The following is a 15,578-nucleotide window of genomic DNA, read 5'->3' as shown; positions in this document are numbered from 1 at the left end:
GCTGCCCTGTACTTCGTCGGCGGCCGCTCTAGTTTGGCCGCAATCAAGCCGGAGTCCCCATGCGCATCTTCCTCGCCCTCCTGCCTCTCCTGATCGCCGCGCCCGCGGCAGCCGCCCCCGAGCTCGGCCAGCGCACCGGCCAGCCCGAACAGCTCTTCTCCGGCATCGGCGAGGGGACCTCCGACTCGGCTCTCGAGGCCGAGATCGCCGCGGCGGCGGCGCATCCGCTCGGCTCGCTCGCCAACCCGGTGCGGGTCGGCGGGCCGGAGGGCGAGCGCGCCTATATCGCCCGCCTGCGCTGCGCCGATGGCAGCCGCCCGCAGATCGGCGCCCGCGCCGACGGCGGCGTCGGCGGCTTCGGCTCGGTGGTGAGCGTCTATCCGCTCGATTGCGGCGCGGCGGCGCCGGGCCGGACCAGCCTGATGCTCGACATGTACCACGAGGAGCATCGCGAGGACCGCGCTCCGGCAGGGTTCGCGATCGTCGCTCGCTAAGGGCCGTCTTCCCTTGCAAGCGACGGAGGGCCGCACGACCGCGGGCTTGCACGCCGCCGTGCGGCCTTTATGTCGCTGGCGATGCGTGCGTTTCTCCGCTGGGCCGGAACGGTCCTTCTCTTCACCATGGTCGCGATCTGCCTGGCACCGAGCGTCGCGATGCCGTTCCTCGACCGCATCTATTACGAGGGGCCGGCGAGCGATCATTTCGACGGCGCCCGTTTCTTCAACCCCGGGGTGAAGGCGGCAAGCCACGGCCGCGGCGGGCCGGCCACCTATCTCAACCGCTGGATCAAGGGCGACCAGCGCGCGGCCTGGCCGGAACATGTGCCGGTCAGCCCCAGCAAGCCGCCGGTCCGGGTCGACGGGCAGCGAATGCTGGTCACCTGGGTGGGCCACGCCACGGTGCTGGTCCAGACCCAGGGGCTCAACATCCTGACCGATCCCGTCTGGTCGGAGCGCGCTTCGCCTTTCTCGTTCGCCGGACCCAAGAGGGTGCGCGCGCCCGGCGTGCGCATGGCCGACCTGCCGAAGATCGATCTCGTCCTGATCAGCCACAACCATTACGACCATCTCGACCTGGCGACGCTGAAGCAGCTCTGGGCGCGCGACCGGCCGAAGATCGTCACCGGCCTCGGCAACGATACGATCCTGCGGACCGAGGGCATCGAGGCGATCGCCGCCGACTGGGGCGAGGAGGTGCCGATCGGGCCCGCCGCCGGCGTACGGATCCTGCGCAACCACCATTGGAGCTCGCGCTGGGGCGTCGACCGCAACCGCGCCTTGTGGTCGGCCTTCTCGGTGCGGCTGCCCGGCGGATCGATCTTCTTCGCCGGCGACACCGGGATGAGCGACGGCCGCTGGGTGGACGAGGCGGCGACGCGCGGCCCCTATCGCCTCGCCATCCTGCCGATCGGCGCCTACGCGCCGCGCGACTTCATGAAGAACCACCATGTCGATCCGGACGAGGCGGCGGCGATCTTCGCCCGACTGGGCGCCAAGCACGCGCTCGGCATCCACTGGGGGACGTTCCAGCTGACTTTCGAGGCGATCGACGAGCCTCGCCAGCGGCTCGAGGCGCTGAAGCGGACAGCACGGGGGCGGATGGACGGCTTCGTCACCAGCGAGGCCGGCCAGAGCTTCGAGGTGCCCGCCGCCTGATGCATCGTCGTCGGCGGCGGCGGGCTCAGCCCTCCCTCGCCTCGGGAACCGGCGCGACGATGACGAGGTCGCCGGGCCGGATGCGGTAGCGGAGCGGGGTCGCCAAGGTCAGCGTCTCGCCGTCCAGCGACAGGGTGAGCGCGGGCCGCTCGGAGGCGATGTCGATGGTCTCGGCGCAGAGGGTGAGGAAGTCGCGCTGCTGGTCGAGTCCACCGAGCAGGCCGCGCAGCCCCGCCCAGAGCAGGTGCAGCCGATTGCGCGCCCGCACCGCGTAGAGGCAGAGCTGCCCCCGGTCGAGCGCCTCGCGGCGGCCGAGCGCGAACAGATCGACGCGGTAGCGGTTGTTGCCGACCATCAGCAGCGGGGTGCGGAGCGGCAGGCCGGCGCCGGCGGCGCTGACCAGCAGGCGGCGGCGATGGAAGGAGCGGAGAGCGCGCAGCGCCGCGCGCAGCATCGCCAGGCGCTTGCCGTGGCCGGTCCTCGCCTGCTCGGCGTCACGGAAGCGGACCATCTCCGGATAGAGGCCGAGGGCGCTGTTGTTGACGAACACCCGGCCATTGACCTCGGCGACGTCGACCCGGCGGCGATGACCGGCCGCGATCACCGCGATCGCCGCATCGAGATCGAGCGGGATTCCGGCGTCGCGGGCGAAGTGATTGAGCGTGCCGAGCGGCAGGATGCCGAGCGGCCGGCCGGTGCCGGCGAGCGCGCCGGCGGCGGCGCCGATCGTGCCGTCGCCGCCGGCCGCGACGAGCACGTCGCATCCCTCCCGCCGCGCCGCCGCCGCGCAGACCTCGTCGAGATCGCGCGGGGCGACGATCCGGATCTCCGGATCGATGCCGTGCACGGCGAAGGCCTCGTGCAGGCGGGCGGCATCGGCCTCGCCGGCCGAGCCGCCGCCGCGGTTGACGATGACGGCGATCCGAGGGAGGCGGTCAGGCGGGAGCATGGCCGGCGGATCCAGCACCGAGGCGAGAGACGCCGTACGCCACGTCGGTACCGGAGGGGGATCTGCAGAGCGGCGCAGGCGCGGCATCGCCTCCCCCACACCCGGCCTCTCCCGTGAAGGGGAGAGAGGCTTGCCGCATCCTCCTCGCCATCCGCACCCTCAGCCCGGACCGATGCAGAAGACGCAGAGCTTGTTGCCGTCGAGGTCGCGGAAATAGGCGCCGTAGAAGGCGTGATCGCCTTCCGGGCCGCGAAGGCCCGGCGGTCCCTCGTCCTTGCTGCCGAGCGCCATCGCCCTGGCGTGGACGCGATCGACCTTGTCGCGGGCATCGACGACGATCGCCGCCATGGTGCCGTTGCCGGGCCGCGCCTCCCCGCCGTCGTAGGGGCGGGTGACGGCGAGGCCAGGCGCGCGGGCGCCGGTGCCGTACATGGTGAAGCCGTTCTGCGGAAACTCCATCACCCGCCGCGCGCCGATCTCGGCGAGCAGAGCGTCGTAATAAGCGCGGGCGCGATCGATGTCGTTTGTGCCGACGGTGGCGTAGCCGAGCATCAGGCCTTCTCGCTCGCCGGGCAGTCGCCGATCCGCTTGCCGGTCGCCTTCGTTTCCATCTTCATGCCGGCGCCGTCGGGACCCTCCGTGTCCATCTTCATCCGGACCTCGTAGCTCTCCGGCTGGAAGGTGCCGTCGACCACCATGGTCATCCTTCCCTCGCCGGTATCGCCGGTGCAGACGACCTTGCCGCTGATCCGCCCGCTCCGCGCCTCGAATCCCTCGCTGGTGCAGTTCTTGTCCTTCTTGCCGGTAAAGACGTTGGCGTCCGAGCGGTTCGCTTCCTCCTCGGTGATGCACATCACGGTTTTCGCGTTCGCCTGGCTCTTCCTCATCATCTCGGCGACTTCCTTCGGCATGCCCGGCATGTCGACCTCGGCCGTGACCTCCCACTGGCCGGGGCGGAGCTTGATGTCGCCGCCGACCGCGCCGTTGCTCGAGTGGCCGCCGTCCTTCCTCGCCGCGGCAGTCTCGGACGAGGCGTTGCCGCCAGCCTTGCTCTCGCCGCCGCCGCCGCATGCCGCCAGCGCGAGCACGCTCGCGACCGCCAGTGGAATCCGGATGATCATGATCTGCCTCCCCTCCTGGTCTTCATCCTCCCTGTCGCCGCAGGCGATGGGCAGGGGAGCTTACCCCCGTTCGGCCGCCGACACCAATTGCTCGAGCAATCGGTCGACATCGGCGTCGTGATTGTAGAGGTGCGGCGTGATGCGCATCGTATCGCCGCGCAGGCTGACATGGACGTCGGCGGCGGCGAGGCGGGCCTCGATGCCTTCGGGAAGGCCGCCCGGGAAGCGGACCGAGAGGAAGTGCGGGGCGCGTCCGGGGCGGGCGTGGATGCCGTGTGCGGCGAGCGCCGCCTCGATCCGGCCGGTCATTGCGCCGAGCGTCTCGGCGATGTCGGCGACGCCCCAGTCGATCAATTGCTCGAGCGCGGCGCCGGCGACCGGGAGAAGGGCGAAGTTGGAGCGCTCGCCCATGTCGAAGCGGCGGGCGCTCGGCTCGAGTTCTTCCGAGTAGCCGGCAAGGGTGCGGAAATCGCGCGCGCCGCGGCGGGTGATCCAGCCTTCCTCGAGCGGCCGGCCTTGCTGGTGGCGCGGCGCGACGTAGAGGAAGCCGAGCGAATAGGGGCCGAGCAGCCATTTGTACGAGGCGCTGATCCGATAGTCGGGATCGACGGCGGCGAGATCGAGCGGCAGCGCACCGGTCGACTGGGTGGTGTCGAGCACCAGGGTCGCGCCGACGGAGCGGCAGCGCCGGGCCACCGCCTCGACGTCGATGACGGTGCCGTGGACCCAATGGGTGTGCGGCGAGACGACGAGGGCGGTATCGCCGTCGATCGCATCGAGCAGGGCGGCGCTCCAGTCGCCACCGTCCTCCGGCTGCGGCACGGTGACCACCCGCGCCTCCGCATCCCTGGCGAGCGCCCGGGCGGCGTAGATGCCGGAAGGAAAATCGTCGGCCAGGGTGACCACCGTCTGGCCGGGGGCGACGCGGACGTTCCGCATCACGGTGGCCATGCCGTAGCTGACCGAGGGGACGATCGCGACGTCGTCGGGCGCGGCGCCGATCAGCCGGGCATAGAGCGCGCGGACGCGTTCGGATTCATCGAAGAAATGCTCGGCCCGGATGTTCCAGGGGTGCCGCTTGCGGTTGAGCCCCCTCTCCCCCGCTTCGGCCGCCGCGAGCAGCAGCGGCGCCATCTTGGCGCAGTCGAAATAGGCGACATGCTCGGGGATGTCGAAAAGGTGACGCTGGCAGGGGATCAGAGGCATCCTATCCTCCCTGCGCGCGAAGCGCGTGGGGATGGGGACCAGCCGAAGGCTGGTGGAGGGGCCGGGCAGAGCGGCAAATAGCTCCCGGCCCCTCCACCGCGCTTTGCGCGGTCCCCCTCCCCATGAGGCTTTGCCTCACGGGGAGGACGGCCACCCTCATGCCGCCTTGGCCGGGGCGGCCTGGCAGGCGGGGCCGGTGCGCTTCGCGACGACCTTGCGGCTCATCGAGAAATCGCCGTCGCCGGGCAGATAGGAATTGGTGTCGACCGTGCCTTCGAAGCTGTCGGCGGTCGAGGTGCCGGAGACGCTCATCTGGATGTCGCCGCTCACCCCTTCACGCTTGCAGCTGAGCTGGGCGTTGACCCGGCCTTCCTTGATGTAGCTGGTCGAATAGGTGCAGTCATAGCCTTCGCCGACCAGCAGCGCCGGCGCCGGCTTGCTCTCCTCGCCCGCGGCGACGCAGGCCGCCCCGGTGACCTTGTCGCCGACCGCGGCCTTCACCGCGGGGGTCTTGCCATCGGTTGAGCGGAAGGCGGTGGTCTCGAACGTCGTTTCCCACTGCCCCGCGCCCGGTGCCGCCGGGGCCGCGGCGGTGTCCTCGGCCTTCTTCTCCTCGCCGCCCGAACAGGCCGCGACCAGGCAAAGCGACGCCAGCATCAGTCCACGCATCAGGTAACCCCCCTTGTTGTTGTGGCCGGAAACTAGCGCGCGCCGGAACGAATGACCATATGTGTGCCATGGGCATCATCATCAGGACCGGCCTAGACGAGCCGGAGACCGGCCAGGACTTCGTCCCGCATCGGCCGCAGCGGCCGGAGAAGGCCGAGGGCGGCCGCCGCTTCAAGCTCGTCTCCGATTATTCCCCGTCCGGCGACCAGCCGGCGGCGATCAAGGAGCTGACCGAGGCCGCGCTGCAGGGCGAGCAGACCCAGGTGCTGCTCGGCGTCACCGGATCGGGCAAGACCTTCACCATGGCTAAGGTGATCGAGGAGCTGCAACGCCCCGCGCTCGTGCTCGCGCCCAACAAGATCCTCGCGGCCCAGCTCTACGGGGAGTTCAAGAGCTTCTTTCCCGACAATGCGGTCGAGTATTTCGTCTCCTATTACGATTACTACCAGCCCGAAGCCTATGTGCCGCGCTCCGACACCTACATCGAGAAGGAAAGCTCGGTGAACGAGGCGATCGACCGGATGCGCCACTCGGCGACCCGGGCGCTGCTCGAGCGCGACGACGTGATCATCGTCGCCTCGGTCTCCTGCCTCTACGGCATCGGATCGGTCGAGACCTATTCGGCGATGACCTTCAGCCTGAAGAAGGGCGAGACCGTCGACCAGCGCGAGGTGGTGAGGAAGCTGGTCGCGCTGCACTACAAGCGCAACGACCAGGCGTTCGGCCGCGGCAACTTCCGGGTGCGCGGCGACAATCTCGAGATTTTCCCGTCGCATTATGAGGACATGGCCTGGCGGATCGTCTTCTTCGGCGACGAGATCGAGGAGATTGTCGAGTTCGACCCGCTGACCGGCAAGAAGATCGCCGCGCTGGACTATGTGAAGGTCTACGCCAACAGCCACTATGTGACGCCGGGACCAACGCTGAAGCAGGCGATGGAGGCGATCAAGCACGAGCTCGCCGAACGGCTGAAGGAGCTGCAGGCGGAAGGCAAATTGCTCGAGGCGCAGAGGCTCGAGCAAAGGACCAATTTCGACCTGGAGATGATCGCCGCGACGGGCAGCTGCGCCGGCATCGAGAATTACTCGCGCTTCCTCACCGGCCGCCTGCCCGGCGAGCCGCCGCCGACCCTGTTCGAATATCTGCCCGAGAACGCCTTGCTGTTCGTCGACGAGAGCCACCAGACGGTGCCGCAGATCGGCGCGATGGCGCGCGGCGACCATCGGCGGAAGATCACGCTGGCCGAATATGGCTTCCGCCTGCCGTCGTGCATCGATAACCGGCCGCTCCGCTTCAACGAATGGGACGCGATGCGCCCGCAGACGGTCGCCGTCTCGGCGACTCCGGGCGGCTGGGAGATGGAGCAGACCGGCGGCGTCTTCGCCGAGCAGGTCATCCGCCCGACCGGCCTGATCGACCCGCCGGTCGAGATCCGGCCGATCGAGGACCAGGTCGACGACCTCATCCACGAGGCCAAGGAGACGGCGAGGAAGGGCTATCGCACGCTGGTGACGACGCTGACCAAGCGCATGGCCGAGGATCTGACCGAGTTCCTCCACGAGGCCGGCCTCCGGGTCCGCTACATGCACTCCGACGTCGAGACGCTGGAGAGGATCGAGCTGATCCGCGACCTGCGGCTCGGCGTCTACGACGTGCTGGTCGGCATCAACCTGCTGCGCGAGGGGCTCGACATTCCCGAATGCGGGCTGGTTGCGATCCTCGACGCCGACAAGGAAGGCTTCCTCCGCTCCGAGACGTCGCTGATCCAGACGATCGGCCGCGCCGCCCGCAACGTCGAGGGCAAGGTGATCCTCTATGCCGACCGGATCACCGGATCGATGGAGCGCGCGCTCAACGAGACCAACCGGCGGCGCGAGAAGCAGGTCGCCTATAACGAGGCGCACGGCATCACGCCGACGACGATCAAGCGCAACATCTCGGACATCATCGCCCACGTCTCCCAGCGCGACGGCGTGGTGGTCGACACCGGCGACGACGACCGGCCGCACCTCGTCGGCCACAACCTCAAGGCGTACATTGCCGACCTCGAGCAGAGGATGCGCAAGGCGGCGGCCGACCTCGAGTTCGAGGAGGCCGGGCGGCTGCGCGACGAGATCCGCCGGCTCGAGGCCGACGAGCTCGGCATCCCCGATCACGAGAAGAAGGCGCCGCTGCTCGGCAATTCGACCGAGGGCAAGCCGGGGACGCGCAAGACGCGGTTCGGCAAGCAGCAGCAGATGCGGATGAACAAGAGGGCCGGCGGGCGCCGCTAGACCAAGATCGCCTCGGCCTGAATCAGCCTGAGGCGTGAGCAACGTGGCAAGCTTCGGCGATCTCCCCACGCCGATGCTGCATCGCGCGCCAATGATGGGCAAGCACCGCCTTGCGCTGGCGAGAGGCGGCGGCCATCGTTTCTACTCGGGAAACTGGAGACGGTCGGATGGCCTTGAGCTTCATTCTCGCCGCGCTTGCACAGGCGGCAGCGGCGCCGGCGCCTGCCGCGCCGATCTGGTGCGATCCGTTCATGGTGTTCTTCGACGAGGGCACGAGGATGAGCCCGCAGTCCCGCCAGGTCATCGCCAACATCGCTTCCGCGAAGCATCAGGTTCGATCCCACATGACCGTGAGCGGCCACGCCGATGCGCGAGGGTCAGAGGCCTACAACCTCCTGCTCTCGCGGCGCCGCGCGGAGGCTGTGAAGGCGGCGCTGGTCGCCGCGGGCGTGCCCGGTTACAGGATCAGGGTGGAGGCTTTTGGCGAGACCAGGTTGCTGATCGAGACCGAGGTCGACAGGCCGGAAAACAGGCGCGCTGAAATCTGCTTCTATTGAGCTTCGCAGCCGCCGGCGGATCACCCGGCGTTGCGCCCTTGCGGACAGAAAGCGGGGTGAGCGGGTAGTCCGTTGCCGCCGCTCATGCCGCCCTCGGTCCCGGCGAGCCGGCCTCGCCCCCTCGATATCGAGTTCACCCTGGCTGGATGCAGCCGGCCGTCTCCGCGAATGGCGCACCGCGGATCCCGCCGCGCGATCACGACCACCAGCCTCCGCTCGGCAAGGAGACAAGCGAGATTGCCAGCCGCGCCGGATCGGCCGTAATCACCGCAGATCGTCCAGCCGGCGGGGACCGGCGCGGGCTCGGGATCGTAAGGGGGGCATGAGATGACCGGGCGACGCGGCCGTTACGCCCTGCTCGCCCTCGCCGTGTTCGCGCTGGAGGCGGCGATCGCCCTGTTCGTGCGCGACCGGCTGGTCCGGCCGCTGGTCGGCGACGCGCTCGCCGTCGTCCTCGTCTATCTCGCCCTGCGCGCCGCGACCCGGCTGCGGCCGGCGGCGGCGATCGCTCTCGCTCTCGTTACCGCCTTCGTCATCGAGGCCGGCCAGCTGCTCGGCCTGATCGATCTGCTCGGCCTGAGCGACAATACGGTGGCGCGCGTGGTGCTCGGCGCGCAATTCGATCCGCTGGACCTGACCGCTTATTGCCTCGGCGCCGCCGGCATCGCCGCCGCGGAGGCCGTGGCGGCGAAGCGGACGCGCCGCGTTCAGCGAGCGTCCGCATGAGCGCGCGCAGTGCGAAGCGCGCGCACAGGCTCGGGCTCGTCCTCCTTGCGCTGGTCGCCGGGCTGCTGCTCGGCCGGGCGGCGCTGGCATATTACCGGAACGTCTCGATCTGCCTGATCCCGCCGCACATCGTCGGTCCTTCGGAGCGGATCGAGAAGGTTGTGCGCCACTACCGCGCGCATCCGAACGTGCAGCATCCCGGGCTCGGCGCGATGGATCCGCGGGACTGCTGCACGGTGGCGCGGAATCTCCCGGTCGAAGAGCGCGTGACCTTTTGGTCGACACTCAGCGGCCGGCAAAGCCAGATCGTCGGCACCGATGTGCGCGGGCCTGCCGGCAATTTGCTCAACGTGCCGACCGACACGTGCGGTGAGGTCGTGGTGCGGGAGGATTGAACCAATGATCGAGGAAGCGCCGGACTCCTTCACCGCAGGCGGAGCGCATCATGGGGATGAGTGCCGGTCGACCTGGACTCCCGCGTTCGCGGGAATGACGAAGGGGAACCGTAAGCTCACCTCCGCCCGCGATGGACGGGCTCCTCGTCCCCCGGTAGTTTCGCGCGATGCGCGTCTTCCTCCTGGCCCTGCTGATCGCGACCACCGGTGCGGCCTCGGCCAGCGAGCCCTTCGCCTCCGAGGAGGACGCCGCGCGCGCGGTCGCCGAGCTCGGACCGGCGTGGCGCGATCAGTCCGCGCCGCCGCAGGATTTCGCGTCGCGGATCGATCCGTCTCCCGCGATGGCGCTGGTCCGCCAGTCGCCGCGAAAAAGGCGGCTGTTCTACGCCGGAAAACGCGCGGTAGATCTCGAATGGAACCGGGCCGGCGCGCTCGATCGCATCGGCCTCTACGATCCGGGTTGCTGGCAGGGTGACCGCCGGCGCGCTTTCTCCATCCTGCTCCGCCACGTCGGCGGCGACGCACGCAACCTGCCGCTCCTGGTCAGTGCGGCGACACATGTGTTCGACGCCGACCACCTGCCAGGGCTGACCATCGGCGTCGCACCGCAGCGGACGATCCACCTCCGGCGGACGAGCCGGACCTCTGGCTGCAGCATCGAGATGCGCCGGGAAACGAACCGCGCGATCTGAAGGACGGCACGCGCTGGATTCCCGCTCGGCAGCGCAGCGAGATTGGCCCTTCTCCGTCCCGACGCCTCGCCGATACGCGTACTGTGGAAGCCGGAACGCCCGCTCCGTTCCCGCCGTTGGTGCGGCGAGAGGTACCGCGATGAATGACGATCTGTTCCGCATCGAGGAGGGCTTCTGGCTGAACGGGGCCGAGCATTTCCGCACTTATCTCGAAGAGAGATGCCTGCTCGCGTTCCCGCAGGCGAGCGAGATGCATGGCGTGTTCGACCGCGAGGCGGTGGCGGCGACGGCGACCCCGTCGAACCGCTGGCGCGACCTGACGATGAGCGAGCGGCAGGTGCTCGATCTCGGCGAGACCGCGATCCTCAGCTACCGCGCCGCCGTGAGCCGGGCCGACGGCGAGCGGTACCGGGCGCTGGTCAGCTCGGCCTATGTCCGCCGCGGCGAGGGCTGGAGACTTGCCTTCCACCAGCATTCGCCGCTCGCCTGAACGGGGGGGCAGTGCCCGCCGTGGTGGGCGGCAACGCGGGCGCGGCGGCGGGCTCCACCCCGTTCGCGCCTGTCGAAGGGCCTCTCCTTCCCCTGAGGCAGGAAAGAGGGCTCGGCACGCCCGGCCCGAACGGGTTCGACGCATGCTCGACGGCGTCGAACTGGTCGCTGGCCGTCAGCCGTGCGGGTCTTCGCCCGGGTGGTCCTGCGCATGGATCTCGGGATCGTCGATGCGGCGGCCGGCGGCGACGATCTCTTCCGCCTGCGCGCGCAGGCTCTGCATGTCGATGACGTAGCGGAAGCGCACGTCCCTGCCCTTCACCCGCTTCAGCGCCTCGTTGATCTCGTCGATCGGAATGATCTCGATCTGCGGGCGAACGCCGGTGCGGGCGCAATGATCGAGCACCTCCTGGGTCTCCTCGATGCCGCCGATCAGCGAGGCCGCCACCGACAGGCGCTTCTTGGCCAAAGTCATGTTGTCGATCGGCTTGTTCGGCTCCAGCGCGCCGACGAGAACGATGGTGCCGTCCTGGGCGAGCAGCTCGGCGAACTGATCGACGTCGTGCTCGTAGGGGATGGTGTCGAGGATGAAGTCGAAGCTCTCGGCATGGACCGCCATCGCGTCCTTGTCGGTCGAGACGATCACGCCGTCGACGCCGAGCGCGCGCGCCGCCTCCTCCTTCTCCGGGGTCTGGGTAATGGCGTAGACTTCGGCGCCCAGCGACCTGGCGAGCTGCGCGCCCATGTGGCCGAGGCCGCCGAAACCGACCACGCCGACCTTGTCTCCGTCCCCGACGTCCCAGTGCATCAGCGGCGAGTAAGTGGTGATGCCGGCGCAGAGGATCGGCGCCGCCTCGGCCGGATCGATGCCGTCGGGGATCGAGAGGACGAAGTCCTCGCGGACGACGATGCGATCGGAATAGCCGCCATAGGTGTTGGTGCCGTCCGGCTTCATCGGGCCGTTGTAGGTGGCGGTCCAGCTCTTCGGCCCCTCGCAATAATTCTCCTCGCCCGCCTTGCACGGCGGGCACGCGCCGCAGCTGTCGATCATGCAGCCGACGCCGACCAGATCGCCCTGCTTGAACCTGCGCACCTCATTGCCCGCACGGGCGACGCGACCGACGATCTCGTGGCCCGGGAGGCAGGGGTAAACGGTGTTGCCCCAGTCGTTCTTCAGCTGGTGGAGATCCGAGTGGCAGACGCCGCAGAACAGGATCTCGATCTCGACCTCGTTGGCCTTCGGATCCTCGCGATCAAACAGCACGGGCTTCAGCCTGGAGTGCGCGCCCTTGGCGGCGTAACCGATCGATCGCATTGAGAGCACCTTTCGCAAAGGGGCGGCGGCGCGCCGCGCCGTCACCGAGTCGAGGAGCGCGCCGGCCGACGCGCCGGCCAGGCTGTGCAGCATCCGCGATCCTGAGGGTGGCGGGACAACCCGAGGGCCGCGGCGTTGTTCCTGATACGGGCCAAGTGCCGTACGCCGCCGTCCGCGGCGCCGTGGGCACGGGCTCGCCGAGGCGCGCACCGGCGCGCGGGGCCGGCGCTGCACGCGAGGAGGAAGGAAGGGCGCCGCGTCCCCGCGCACAAGGGCAACCCCCTGCCCCCTCCAGCAAGAGCCGAAGGGGGTGCGCGGGTGCTTCTAGCGCAGCCTGGCGGCGACGGCCGTAAGGGTGTCACGCAGGGCGGCGACGCGGCGGGTGGCGGCGGGGTCGCCGCCGGTGACGGCGAGGCCGGTGCCGAGCGCCTCGAGCCGCGTCGCGAGGGCGCGGTCGCGGCGCTTGGCGTCCACGCGCGTTTTCGCCTGGCCGAGCGCGGCCTGGAGGTCGGCTAGCGTCGCGACGGGCAGCGCGTCGGCGCGGGCGAGCTGGTCGACATAGGCGAGCGCGACGACCGGATGGGCGGGCCAGGTCACGGCGAATTGCTGCTGCGGATTGAACAATTCGCCCTGGTCGGCGAGCGCGGCGGCGGCGATCTCGTTGGCGCTGAGCTGATCGCTCGGGGTCAGCTCGAGCACGTCGAGGCCGCGGGCGATCTCGGTGCCGTAGATCCGGCCGCCGTAATAATAAGACGACCAGAAGCCGCCGAGCAATTCGTGCTTCTCGTGCAGCGGGCCGCGATCGAAATAGGCGATCTCGACCGGCCGGCTGCTGTCGGTGAAGTCGAGCACCGAGATGCCGCCCTGGTACCAGGCCTGGACGAAGAGGTCGCGGCCGGGGACCGGCACGACCGAGCCGTTGTGGGCGACGCAATTTTCCTGCTCGCCCTGCGCGGCCGGGAGCTTGTGATAGCCGCGGAACTCAAGTTTGGTGCCGACGATGTCGTAGATCGCGTCGGCGCCCCAGGTGCGCCGGTCCTGGACGCGGCAGCGCGGCCGCCCGCCGCCGCCCCATTCGTCGGTGAACAGCACCTTGGTGCCGTCGTTGTTGAACGTCGCCGAATGCCAGTAAGCGAACGAAGGGTCGGAGACCGCGTCGATCCGCTTCGGCTTCCGCGGATCGGCGATGTCGAAGATGATGCCGTTGCCCGAGCAGGCGCCGGCGGCGAGCTTCCTCGACGGGAAGACGGTGATGTCGTGGCACTGATCGGTGCGCGACGTCTCCTGAGTGTCGTCGCCATGTTTGCCGCCCTGCCACAGGCCGGCGAGGCGGCCGCTCGTGGGATCGGCGAAGACGGCGGGGCTGTCGATGATCCGGGCGCGCGACGGATCGGCGAGCGGAATCTCGACCACGTCGATGCGGAACAAAGCGGTGCGGTCGTCGCCCGGGATGTTGCCGACGCAGCCGGCGAGCTCCTTCGCGTCGCGGACCGAGGACGTGCCGGAGACGTAGACGATCACCGCGTCGCGCGCCGCGGGATCGGAGACGACGGAGTGGGTGTGCGAGCCGCGGCAGGTCTGGACCTGGCCGACCTGGACCGGGCGGCGGGGATCGGCGATGTCGAAGATGCGAAGGCCGCGGAAGCGCTCCTTGCTGACGTCCTCCGAAATGCTCTCCATTCCGCAATCGACCCGGCCGCGGGTCTGCTCGACCGACATGATCAGCAGATTGCCGACGATCGACACGTCGCCCTGTCCGCCGGGGCAGACCACCGAGCTGATCAGGACGGGCGCGGCGTCGCGGCCGAGGCGGTAGAGATTGAAGCCGTGGTAATTGCCGACCGCGAGCAGGTCCTTGGAGAAGGCCATGTCGGTGTTGGCGAAGCTGAGCAGAGGCGAGCGGGTGCCGAAATCGGGATCGGACTTGGCGTCGCGCGCGGCAGCGGTGGGCGGCGTGGCGGCGGGCGTGGCGGTCGGCGTCACGGCGGCGTCGGCGCCCTTCGCCGGCTTGACCGGCGGCAGGCCGGCCGGGTTGCGCGGATCGAAGAAGCCGGTCGGCTTGGGCAGGCTGGCGACCAGCTTCATGTTCCTCGCCGCCTGGCCGGCATCGCGGAAGCCGGCCTTGAGCCCGGTGCGCGGATCGGGGGAGAGCTGGCCGAGGATCGCCATCATTCGCGCGATCTCGGCCTTCTGGTCGTTCTTGACGTCGGTGGTGAAGGCCTCCAGCACCGGCTCATAAGCCGAGCCCGGCCGGTCGAGCAGATGCTCGGTCATCTTCAGCGCGCCGTCGTGGTGCGCGATCATGCGTTCCAGGAACATGCGTTCGAATTCGGGGCCGGTGGCGGCGGCGAGCGCGGCCATCTGCTCGGGCGTCGCCATGCCCTCCATGCGGGAGTGGGAGCCGGCGGCGGCATGCATCGCATGGGCCGCGTGCGGATCGGGCGCGGCGGCATTGGCGGCGGCCGGCTCCGGCACCTGCTGGCCGCGCTCGCGCAGCCAGTTCTGCATGAAGCGCATCTCGTCGGCCTGCGAGGCGGTGATCCGGGCGGCGGCGTCGCGCAGGTCCTGCCGGCTGGTCCGCCCCTCGACCAGCGCCGCCATCTGCACCGCCTGGTGATGGTGATGGATCATGTCCTGCATGTAGCGCACGTCGTCGGCCGAGAAGCGCGTGTCGGCGACCCGCACCGCCTCCTGCGCCGTCAGCCGCTTCGGCGGCTGCCCGGGCGCGCCCGGCTGAAGGATCGGCACCTCCTGCGCGAGCGCCGCGGCGGCGGGAAGCGCGACGAGGCCGAGGGCGAGCGAGGAGAGCAAGCGGCTGCGGGCGGAGCGGAGGAAGTTGGACAAGGCGAGACCCCCTGGATGCGTGTGATGCGGGAGGGCTAGCATGGGTCGGGCCGGAGGTGGAATGGGAATTGGGGGCAACCAGCGGCGACCACTAAGCGCGATTTCGCGACGTCGCCGGACGGGAGCGGTGTTCCCGAAAGCCGACATAGCGTCAGGATGAAGGAAGGTCCGCTCCGGACCTCATCTGCGGGCACTCAGAGCCGGACGGTCGATCGTCGGCTATCGGGTACATGATTGGACGTTCTGCGGGTCGCGGTGCGAACAGCAGTCTCGGGCGGGTAACCGGACGAGCGAAATGAGCTCCGGCGCAGCAGATTACGACCGGAACCGACCCATAGACGACATTGCTCCCCATCCAGCACTTGCTGGAGGGGGTGGGGGGTGGCTCTTCTTCCTCCTGCGCTGCCTCAGCGCCAGAGAAGCCTAAGAAGAACCACCCCCAGCCCCTCCACGAAGTCGTGGAGGGGAGGATTTTTGGCATCGGACCGGCAGCAATCCACCCTCTCCAGCCGATCGTCTCGCGCTCGTGTCGACGACGGGTGCACGAAAGGAAAGCTGATGGGGTGGACGCCCCCCGACGGCATCGATGTGCCAAAGTGGAGGTGTTGAAACACCACTGAGGGAGGCGTCCGTGTCGGAAGTTACCACAATCGGTCTGGATATCGCCAAGAGTGTTTTTCATGCGCA

General features: G+C 69.4%; 15 protein-coding genes. 8 read left to right on the top strand and 7 right to left on the bottom strand.

Annotation, left to right across the window (positions count from 1 at the left end; translation table 11 throughout):
• Positions 1-59: 59 nt before the first annotated feature.
• The gene (locus E2493_RS14670; protein ID WP_135088100.1) at positions 60-494 is read left to right on the top strand and encodes a hypothetical protein; all 435 of its coding nucleotides are present in this window, start codon (positions 60-62) and stop codon (positions 492-494) included.
• Between the two features lie 81 nt (positions 495-575).
• Complete coding sequence (locus E2493_RS14665) at positions 576-1,655, top strand: MBL fold metallo-hydrolase (protein WP_225421500.1); 1,080 nt, start codon at positions 576-578, stop codon at positions 1,653-1,655.
• Positions 1,656-1,680: 25 nt separating this feature from the next.
• Here the strand turns inward: E2493_RS14665 and E2493_RS14660 are convergent, their stop codons facing one another.
• From E2493_RS14660 to E2493_RS14640, 5 genes are all read right to left on the bottom strand, one after another.
• The gene (locus E2493_RS14660; RefSeq protein WP_135088096.1) at positions 1,681-2,604 is read right to left on the bottom strand and encodes a diacylglycerol/lipid kinase family protein; all 924 of its coding nucleotides are present in this window, start codon (positions 2,602-2,604) and stop codon (positions 1,681-1,683) included.
• A gap of 159 nt (positions 2,605-2,763) precedes the next feature.
• Positions 2,764-3,156 carry a VOC family protein gene (locus E2493_RS14655; protein ID WP_135088094.1) on the bottom strand — a complete coding sequence of 131 codons (393 nt, stop codon included), beginning with the start codon at positions 3,154-3,156 and terminating at the stop codon, positions 2,764-2,766.
• The gene (locus E2493_RS14650; RefSeq protein ID WP_135088092.1) at positions 3,156-3,725 is read right to left on the bottom strand and encodes a DUF3617 domain-containing protein; all 570 of its coding nucleotides are present in this window, start codon (positions 3,723-3,725) and stop codon (positions 3,156-3,158) included. The genes E2493_RS14655 and E2493_RS14650 overlap by 1 nt, the downstream gene beginning before the upstream one ends.
• 60 nt (positions 3,726-3,785) lie before the next feature.
• The gene (locus E2493_RS14645; protein ID WP_191993006.1) at positions 3,786-4,931 is read right to left on the bottom strand and encodes an aminotransferase class V-fold PLP-dependent enzyme; all 1,146 of its coding nucleotides are present in this window, start codon (positions 4,929-4,931) and stop codon (positions 3,786-3,788) included.
• A gap of 156 nt (positions 4,932-5,087) precedes the next feature.
• Positions 5,088-5,600, bottom strand: coding sequence for a DUF3617 domain-containing protein (locus E2493_RS14640; RefSeq protein WP_135088090.1), 513 nt, complete (start codon positions 5,598-5,600; stop codon positions 5,088-5,090).
• Positions 5,601-5,668: 68 nt separating this feature from the next.
• On the opposite strand from E2493_RS14640, the gene uvrB reads away from it, so the two are divergent.
• From uvrB to E2493_RS14610, 6 genes are all read left to right on the top strand, one after another.
• A complete protein-coding gene (gene uvrB / locus E2493_RS14635; RefSeq protein ID WP_135088088.1) occupies positions 5,669-7,873 on the top strand; it encodes an excinuclease ABC subunit UvrB in 2,205 nt (734 codons plus the stop codon).
• Positions 7,874-8,040: 167 nt separating this feature from the next.
• Positions 8,041-8,430 carry an OmpA family protein gene (locus tag E2493_RS14630; protein WP_135088086.1) on the top strand — a complete coding sequence of 130 codons (390 nt, stop codon included), beginning with the start codon at positions 8,041-8,043 and terminating at the stop codon, positions 8,428-8,430.
• 327 nt (positions 8,431-8,757) lie between these two features.
• Positions 8,758-9,156, top strand: coding sequence for a ribosomal maturation YjgA family protein (locus tag E2493_RS14625; RefSeq protein WP_135088084.1), 399 nt, complete (start codon positions 8,758-8,760; stop codon positions 9,154-9,156).
• Positions 9,153-9,551, top strand: coding sequence for a hypothetical protein (locus tag E2493_RS14620; RefSeq protein WP_135088082.1), 399 nt, complete (start codon positions 9,153-9,155; stop codon positions 9,549-9,551). Before E2493_RS14625 ends, E2493_RS14620 begins: the two co-directional genes overlap by 4 nt.
• Positions 9,552-9,718: 167 nt before the next feature.
• Positions 9,719-10,243, top strand: a complete 525-nt coding sequence (locus tag E2493_RS14615) for a hypothetical protein (protein WP_135088080.1) — start codon at positions 9,719-9,721, stop codon at positions 10,241-10,243.
• Positions 10,244-10,382: 139 nt separating this feature from the next.
• Positions 10,383-10,733, top strand: a complete 351-nt coding sequence (locus tag E2493_RS14610) for a DUF4440 domain-containing protein (RefSeq protein ID WP_135088078.1) — start codon at positions 10,383-10,385, stop codon at positions 10,731-10,733.
• A 174-nt stretch (positions 10,734-10,907) separates the two neighbouring features.
• On the opposite strand, the gene E2493_RS14605 is transcribed toward E2493_RS14610, so the two are convergent.
• Together E2493_RS14605 and E2493_RS14600 are read right to left on the bottom strand one after the other, a co-directional pair.
• Positions 10,908-12,140 carry an NAD(P)-dependent alcohol dehydrogenase gene (locus E2493_RS14605; RefSeq protein ID WP_318531707.1) on the bottom strand — a complete coding sequence of 411 codons (1,233 nt, stop codon included), beginning with the start codon at positions 12,138-12,140 and terminating at the stop codon, positions 10,908-10,910.
• A 231-nt stretch (positions 12,141-12,371) separates the two neighbouring features.
• Positions 12,372-14,891 (bottom strand): DUF305 domain-containing protein, encoded by a 2,520-nt coding sequence (locus tag E2493_RS14600; RefSeq protein WP_225421499.1) that lies wholly within the window; start codon positions 14,889-14,891, stop codon positions 12,372-12,374.
• Positions 14,892-15,578: the final 687 nt, after the last annotated feature.

The sequence above is a fragment of the Sphingomonas parva (ex Maeng et al. 2020) genome, from assembly GCF_004564275.1.
GTDB classification, from domain to species: Bacteria; Pseudomonadota; Alphaproteobacteria; order Sphingomonadales; family Sphingomonadaceae; genus Allosphingosinicella; species Allosphingosinicella parva.
The sequence above is the reverse complement of the archived record's forward strand: the minus strand, read 5'-3'. Positions and strand labels throughout refer to the sequence as shown.